5 protein-coding genes and 1 tRNA gene are annotated in these 8,062 nt (G+C 40.2%); 5 read left to right on the plus strand and 1 reads right to left on the minus strand.

The features are described from left to right. Nucleotides 1-60 precede the first annotated feature (60 nt). Entirely contained in the window at nucleotides 61-2,712 is a 2,652-nt protein-coding gene (gene adhE, locus QM469_RS04725) for a bifunctional acetaldehyde-CoA/alcohol dehydrogenase (RefSeq protein WP_414276139.1), read from the plus strand. 267 nt (nucleotides 2,713-2,979) lie between these two features. Further along, a complete protein-coding gene (gap, locus tag QM469_RS04730) occupies nucleotides 2,980-3,990 on the plus strand; it encodes a type I glyceraldehyde-3-phosphate dehydrogenase (RefSeq protein ID WP_000260668.1) in 1,011 nt (336 codons plus the stop codon). Nucleotides 3,991-4,063: 73 nt separating this feature from the next. Here the strand turns inward: gap and QM469_RS04735 are convergent, their stop codons facing one another. After that, nucleotides 4,064-4,939, minus strand: a complete 876-nt coding sequence (locus QM469_RS04735) for an RluA family pseudouridine synthase (RefSeq protein WP_414276136.1) — start codon at nucleotides 4,937-4,939, stop codon at nucleotides 4,064-4,066. Nucleotides 4,940-5,027: 88 nt separating this feature from the next. Here QM469_RS04735 and pbp2a point away from each other — a divergent pair, with 88 nt between their 5' ends. The 3 genes from pbp2a (at nucleotide 5,028) to QM469_RS04750 (ending at nucleotide 8,047) form a co-directional block, all read left to right on the plus strand. After that, nucleotides 5,028-7,265, plus strand: a complete 2,238-nt coding sequence (gene pbp2a / locus QM469_RS04740; RefSeq protein WP_414276137.1) for a penicillin-binding protein PBP2A — start codon at nucleotides 5,028-5,030, stop codon at nucleotides 7,263-7,265. Between the two features lie 173 nt (nucleotides 7,266-7,438). Further along, entirely contained in the window at nucleotides 7,439-7,903 is a 465-nt protein-coding gene (locus tag QM469_RS04745) for a sigma-70 family RNA polymerase sigma factor (RefSeq protein WP_414276138.1), read from the plus strand. A 72-nt stretch (nucleotides 7,904-7,975) separates the two neighbouring features. Beyond that, nucleotides 7,976-8,047, plus strand: a tRNA-Glu gene (locus QM469_RS04750). Nucleotides 8,048-8,062 lie beyond the last annotated feature (15 nt).

Below are 8,062 nucleotides of genomic sequence, written 5' to 3' on the forward strand. Positions count from 1 at the left end.
AATAAACTTGTGAAAAAATTAACAAAGGACTTACAATCCTTGAAAGCTATGGAGGAAAATATGGCTGATAAAAAAACTGTAACACCAGAAGAAAAGAAACTCGCTGCTGAAAAGCATGTCGATGGTTTGGTGCAAAAAGCTTTAGTTGCCCTTGAAGAAATGCGTAAACTTGACCAAGATCAAGTCGATTATATCGTAGCAAAAGCTTCAGTTGCAGCACTTGATGCTCACGGAGAATTAGCTTTACATGCCTTTGAAGAAACAGGACGTGGAGTATTTGAAGATAAAGCAACTAAAAACCTATTTGCTTGTGAGCACGTAGTAAACAACATGCGCCACACTAAAACAGTTGGTGTTATCGAAGAAGACGATGTAACAGGATTGACTCTTATCGCTGAACCAGTTGGTGTTGTTTGTGGTATCACTCCAACAACTAACCCAACTTCAACAGCAATCTTTAAAGCGTTGATTTCATTGAAGACTCGTAATCCTATTGTCTTTGCATTCCACCCATCAGCTCAAGAATCATCAGCTCACGCAGCTCAAATCGTTCGTGATGCGGCGATTAAAGCAGGTGCTCCTGAAAACTGTGTACAGTGGATTACTGAACCATCTATGGAAGCAACTAGTGCATTGATGAACCACGAAGGTGTTGCAACTATCCTTGCAACAGGTGGTAATGCCATGGTTAAAGCGGCATACTCATGTGGTAAACCAGCTCTTGGAGTAGGTGCCGGAAACGTTCCAGCTTATGTTGAAAAATCAGCTAACATTCGCCAAGCTGCTCACGATATCGTAATGTCTAAATCATTTGACAATGGTATGGTCTGTGCATCTGAACAAGCGGTTATCATTGATAAAGAAATTTACGATGAATTTGTAGCAGAGTTCAAATCTTACCACACTTACTTTGTAAACAAAAAAGAAAAAGCACTTCTTGAAGAGTTCTGCTTCGGCGTAAAAGCTAACAGCAAAAACTGTGCTGGTGCAAAATTGAACGCTGACATCGTTGGTAAACCAGCAACTTGGATTGCAGAACAAGCAGGATTTACTGTTCCAGAAGGAACAAACATTCTTGCTGCAGAATGTAAAGAAGTTGGTGAAAACGAGCCATTAACTCGTGAAAAATTGTCACCAGTTATCGCAGTTTTGAAATCTGAAAGCCGTGAAGATGGTATTACCAAAGCTCGTCAAATGGTTGAATTTAACGGTCTTGGGCACTCAGCAGCCATCCATACAGCTGATGAAGAATTGACTAAAGAATTTGGTAAAGCTGTTAAAGCTATTCGTGTTATCTGTAACTCACCTTCTACTTTCGGTGGTATCGGGGACGTTTACAATGCCTTCTTGCCATCATTGACACTTGGATGTGGTTCTTACGGACGCAACTCAGTTGGGGATAACGTTAGTGCCATTAACCTCTTGAATATCAAAAAAGTCGGAAGACGGAGAAATAACATGCAATGGATGAAACTTCCTTCAAAAACATACTTTGAACGTGATTCAATTCAATACCTTCAAAAATGTCGTGACGTTGAACGTGTCATGATCGTTACTGACCATGCCATGGTAGAGCTTGGTTTCCTTGATCGTATCATCGAACAACTTGACCTTCGTCGCAATAAGGTTGTTTACCAAATCTTTGCAGATGTAGAACCAGATCCAGATATCACTACAGTTGAACGTGGTACTGAGATTATGCGCTCTTTCAAACCAGATACAATCATCGCTCTTGGTGGTGGATCACCAATGGATGCTGCTAAAGTAATGTGGCTCTTCTACGAACAACCAGAAGTGGACTTCCGTGACCTTGTACAAAAATTCATGGATATCCGTAAACGTGCCTTCAAATTCCCATTACTTGGTAAGAAGACTAAATTCATCGCGATCCCAACTACATCTGGTACAGGATCTGAAGTAACTCCATTTGCCGTTATCTCTGATAAAGCAAATAACCGTAAATACCCAATCGCTGACTACTCATTGACACCAACTGTGGCAATCGTAGACCCTGCCTTGGTATTGACAGTTCCTGGATTTGTTGCTGCTGATACTGGTATGGACGTATTGACTCACGCGACTGAAGCTTACGTATCACAAATGGCTAGCGACTACACTGACGGTCTTGCTCTTCAGGCTATCAAACTTGTATTCGAAAACTTGGAAAGCTCAGTGAAGAATGCAGACTTCCATTCACGCGAGAAAATGCATAACGCTTCAACAATCGCTGGTATGGCCTTTGCCAATGCCTTCCTAGGTATTTCTCACTCAATGGCTCATAAGATTGGTGCGCAATTCCACACAATCCACGGTCGTACAAATGCTATCTTGCTTCCATATGTTATCCGCTACAACGGTACACGTCCAGCTAAGACAGCAACATGGCCTAAGTACAACTACTACCGTGCAGATGAAAAATACCAAGATATCGCACGCATGCTTGGACTTCCAGCTTCTACTCCAGAAGAAGGGGTTGAATCTTACGCAAAAGCTGTCTACGAACTTGGTGAGCGCGTAGGTATCCAAATGAACTTCAAAGCACAAGGAATCGATGAAAAAGAATGGAAAGAACATTCTCGTGAGTTGGCCTTCCTTGCTTATGAAGATCAATGTTCACCAGCTAACCCACGTCTTCCAATGGTTGACCATATGCAAGAAATCATCGAAGATTCTTACTATGGTTACAAAGAAAGACCAGGACGCCGTAAATAATTGATTATCAGCCAAAACCGAGGGTAAACCTCGGTTTTTTATGCTTAGAGAATATATTTTTATTAAGAAATGCATAGAATTGGAGTAGGCTGCAAGGCTAAGTAAAGAAATGAAAATATTACCAAAGCTTATCAGAAAAACAAGGCCAGTGCTTGCAATTAAACTCAAATAGTTATATAATAGGTATGTTGAAAGGTGATTTGTAGTGATTCAAGTTACTCTTTTCACAATAAAATTTTCATGATTTTCATAAGGAGGAAATCACTAATGGTAGTTAAAGTTGGTATTAACGGTTTCGGACGTATCGGTCGTCTTGCTTTCCGCCGTATCCAAAACGTAGAAGGTGTTGAAGTTACTCGCATCAACGACCTTACAGATCCAGTTATGCTTGCACACTTGTTGAAATATGACACAACTCAAGGTCGTTTCGACGGAACTGTGGAAGTTAAAGAAGGTGGATTTGAAGTTAACGGTAAATTCATCCGTGTTTCTGCTGAACGTGATCCAGAACAAATCGACTGGGCTAACGACGGTGTAGAAATCGTTCTTGAAGCTACTGGTTTCTTTGCTAAGAAAGCAGCTGCTGAAAAACACTTGCACCCAGGTGGAGCTAAGAAAGTTGTTATCACTGCTCCTGGTGGAAACGACGTTAAAACAGTTGTATTCAACACTAACCACGATGTTCTTGATGGTACTGAAACAGTTATCTCAGGTGCTTCATGTACTACAAACTGCTTGGCTCCAATGGCTAAAGCTCTTCAAGACAACTTTGGTGTTGTAGAAGGATTGATGACTACTATCCACGCTTACACTGGTGACCAAATGATCCTTGACGGACCACACCGTGGTGGTGACCTTCGTCGTGCTCGCGCTGGTGCAGCAAACATTGTTCCTAACTCAACTGGTGCTGCTAAAGCTATCGGTCTTGTAATCCCAGAATTGAACGGTAAACTTGACGGATCTGCACAACGTGTTCCAACTCCAACTGGATCAGTTACTGAATTGGTAGCTGTTCTTGAAAAGAACGTTACTGTTGATGAAGTGAACGCAGCTATGAAAGCAGCTTCAAACGAATCATACGGTTACACAGAAGATCCAATCGTATCTTCAGATATCGTAGGTATGTCTTACGGATCATTGTTTGATGCAACTCAAACTAAAGTTCTTGACGTTGACGGTAAACAATTGGTTAAAGTTGTTTCATGGTACGACAACGAAATGTCATACACTGCACAACTTGTACGTACTCTTGAATACTTCGCTAAAATCGCTAAATAATTCTTGAGTTGATAAAAGCAAGACCAACTGGTCTTGCTTTTATTGTATCCATAAGAAAAAATGGATGATAGAGTCATCCATTTTGGTTTAATTCTCTTTCAAATGTATCTGATAGCGCAGTAAAGCTTAATTTGTTTAAGGTCAGAGGATGGACAAAGGAAAGTTTAAATGCATGAAGCATTAGTCTTTTAGTTTTTGAATGTGGATTGTAGAGCGGGTCTCCAAGGATTGGATGTCCGTGGTGAGATAGATGAACTCGAATCTGATGAGTTCGCCCTGTTTTTAATCTACAACGAACGAGACTAGTTTTGTTTTGAAATTGTTTCAATCGAGTTACATTAGTTTCAGCATATTGACCATTTTTGAAATCCACCACCCGTTTTCTACGATCGTGACGATTGCGACCGATTTTGTCTCGAAAGACAAGCTCTTTAGTTCCTATTTTTCCCTCAACCAGAGCCCAGTATTCTCGCGAAATCTCTTTTTTTTCCAATAATCGATTGAGGATGGGCAGTATAAATGGATTTTTAGCAAATAGTACGAGTCCACTTGTTTCTTTGTCTAGTCTATGAACGACATAGCAAGTTTGACCTACATAAGCGCTGACATGATTGAGAAGAGCAATCTCATCTGGTTGATTGCCGTGAGTTTTCATTCCTTCAGGTTTGTTGACGATGATTAAATGTTGGTCCTGATAGACTTCTTGGACAAGATTAGGATTCCCCCAAACAATTTCTTTTGTAGGATAATCCTCCTCATCGAAAATCAGTTGACATTCATCTCCGGATTTGACAGTTTGATGCCAGTGGACTTCTTCTTGATTGATGAGAATGTGCTTTTTAATTCTCAAGAAATGCCGTATTTTTCTTGGAATGAGTAGTTGCTCCTCCAAGAAGACTTTGACAGTCATTTCAGGAAGAGAATCAGGGATAACAAAGGTAAATTTCATACAGATATTGTAACAAAAAATAGATTATTTGGATAGAGAAACTAGCTAAATTCTTGTCTTCCTATGGGGAAGATGATAAAATAAACGCATGAAATTAGATACATTATTTGAAAAGTTTCTTTCTTTATTTAAAAAAGAAGAATCTGAAATAGCAGAAATAGAAATCGATGAAGTTAATGATGAAGTTAACAACGAAGAAAATACCTCGACTAATTTAAGACGGTCAAGAGGTGGGCGAAAGAAAGTTGGCCAAGTCGGACCCATTCGAAAATTTTGGCGTCGCTATCATCTGACCAAAATCTTTCTAATTCTTGGACTAAGTGCAAGCTTGTTTGTTGGGGTCTATCTATTTGCCTTGGCTAAATCGACAAATGTTACAGACTTGCAGAATGCTTTGAAAACACGAACGGTGATTTTTGATAGAGAAGAGAATGAGGCTGGTGCTTTATCAGGCCAAAAAGGGACCTATGTTGAGCTCTCGGAAATTAGTGAAGACTTGCAGAATGCTGTTATTGCGACAGAAGATAGAAGCTTCTATAAAAATAGTGGAATTAACTATAGTCGCTTTTTCCTAGCTATCCTAACAGCTGGTCGCTCGGGTGGTGGTTCTACAATTACCCAACAGTTAGCGAAAAATGCTTATCTTTCACAAGACCAAACTGTTCAGAGAAAGGCTAAAGAATTCTTCCTTGCTTTAGAATTAACCAAAAAATACAGTAAAAAAGAAATTCTAACCATGTATTTGAACAATGCCTACTTTGGTAATGGAGTTTGGGGTGTTGAGGATGCTAGTAAGAAGTACTTTGGAGTTTCGGCATCAGAATTAACTCTTGATGAAGCCGCCACTTTAGCAGGTATGCTTAAAGGCCCAGAATTGTACAATCCTCTGAATTCTATTGAGCATTCAACTAATCGAAGAGATACTGTCTTGCAAAATATGGTGGCTGCCGGCTACCTTGATAAAAATAAGGAAGCAGAAGCAGCAAGTGTTGATATGGCTTCTCAATTGAAAGATAGTTATGAAGGGAAAATATCAGACTACCGTTATCCTTCCTATTTTGATGCAGTTGTTAATGAAGCTATTGAAAAGTATAATCTAACAGAGGAAGAAATCGTTAATAACGGTTATCGAATTTATACGGAGCTAGATCAAAATTACCAAGCAAATATGCAGGTTATCTACCAAAATATTTCCCTCTTTCCAACAGCTGAAGATGGGACGCATGCAGAGTCAGGTAGTGTCGCATTGGAACCCAAAACGGGTGGAGTACGGGGAGTTGTTGGTCGAGTGGCAGGGGATGATAAGACAGGTTTCAGAAATTTTAACTATGCAACCCAGACCAAAAGAAGTCCAGGTTCAACGATTAAACCTTTAGTAGTCTATACACCAGCAGTCGAAGCGGGTTGGGCTTTAAATAAAGAATTGGATAATCATACCATGGAATATGGAGACTATAAGGTTGACAACTACGCTGGGATCAAAACATCACCAGAAGTTCCAATGTATCAAGCCTTAGCCGAGTCTCTAAATCTTCCTGCTGTAGCGACAGTCAAGCAACTTGGTATCGATAAGGCTTTTGAATCAGGTGAAAGATTCGGACTTGATTTAACGAATGTTGATCGTGTGCTAGGTGTAGCTCTAGGTGGTGGGGTGGAGACAAGTCCGCTACAAATGGCGCAGGCTTATGCAGCGTTTGCAAATGAAGGTTTGATACCTGAAGCGCATTTTATTACTCGTATTGAAAATGCGAGCGGACAAGTCATTGCAACCCACAAAAATTCTCAAAAACGTATAATAGATAAGTCAGTAGCCGATAAAATGACCGGTATGATGTTAGGTACTTTTACAAACGGTACAGGAATAAGCTCCTCGCCAGATGACTATGTTATGGCTGGGAAAACTGGTACAACTGAAGCAGCTTTTAACCCAGTATATACAAGTGACCAGTGGGTTATCGGATATACGCCTGATGTGGTGATAAGTCATTGGCTTGGTTTCCCGACTACGGACGAAAATCATTATCTGGCAGGTTCGACTTCGAATGGTGCTGCTCACATTTTTAGAAGTATGGCAGAAACAATTCTTCCTTATACACCAGGAAGCACTTTTACAGTTGAAAATGCTTATAAAATGAATGGTATTGCACCAGAAAACACACGGAAACAAACTACAAGTGATACTAGTACGCAGTCGGATGATATATTAGCAGATATTCGTGGACGAGCACAAAATCTGGTCGATGAAGCAGGCAAAGCTATTTCAGATGCTAAGATTAAAGAAAAAGCCCAGACAGTTTGGGATACCATTGTAGATCTGTTTCACTAATACGTTTATAAGCTAAAAGACAAGGATTCAAATCTTTGTCTTTTTTCACTCTCACTTGTCAGCATTCACAACTTCCATAACATTAGAGAGTAAAAAAAAGCACAAGACAGAAACCAAAGCCCTTCTTTCCCTCTTTCTCTGCTATACTACAAGCAGAGAAAGGGGGAAAGCAAATGCTTGAGAAGTATTATGCAAAGGTAAAAGGAATTGTTCATAAATGTAGAAAAGACTACTATCTTCACCTATGGGAAAAAGAGGATTGGGACCAAGAAGGCATGATTTGTCTCCATGAACTTCTAGAACACCATCCAGAACTAGTGGAAGAAGAAAAGAAACTCTACGTCTACTTCAAAACAAAATTTCGCAATCAAATCCTTGATAGCGTCAGAAAACAAGAGAGTCAAAAGCGTCGCCTAGACCGAATGGCTTATGAAGAAGTAGGGGAGATTAGCCATCGCCTACCAGAAGGAGGATTGTGGTTGGATGATTACTACGCCCTTCATGAATTGTTGGATACATATAGAAGAAAATTACCACAAGATAAACAAGAAGCCTACGAACGCCTCTGGGCGGACGAACGGTTTAAAGGCCGCAAAGCCCTTCTCAGAGAGCTGAAGGAAGTAATTCAGGAGAAATGAAAAAAAGTTAAAAAAGGTGTTGACAAAGCAAAAAAAGTCGGTATAATAGTAAGAGTTGAAAATAACAACTCCGGTCCGTTGGTCAAGGGGTTAAGACACCGCCTTTTCACGGCGGTAACACGGGTTCGAATCCCGTACGGACTATAGTATGTTACAGAT

It is taken from the genome of Streptococcus infantis (genome assembly GCF_047464215.1).
Classification (GTDB): domain Bacteria; phylum Bacillota; class Bacilli; order Lactobacillales; family Streptococcaceae; genus Streptococcus; species Streptococcus infantis_P.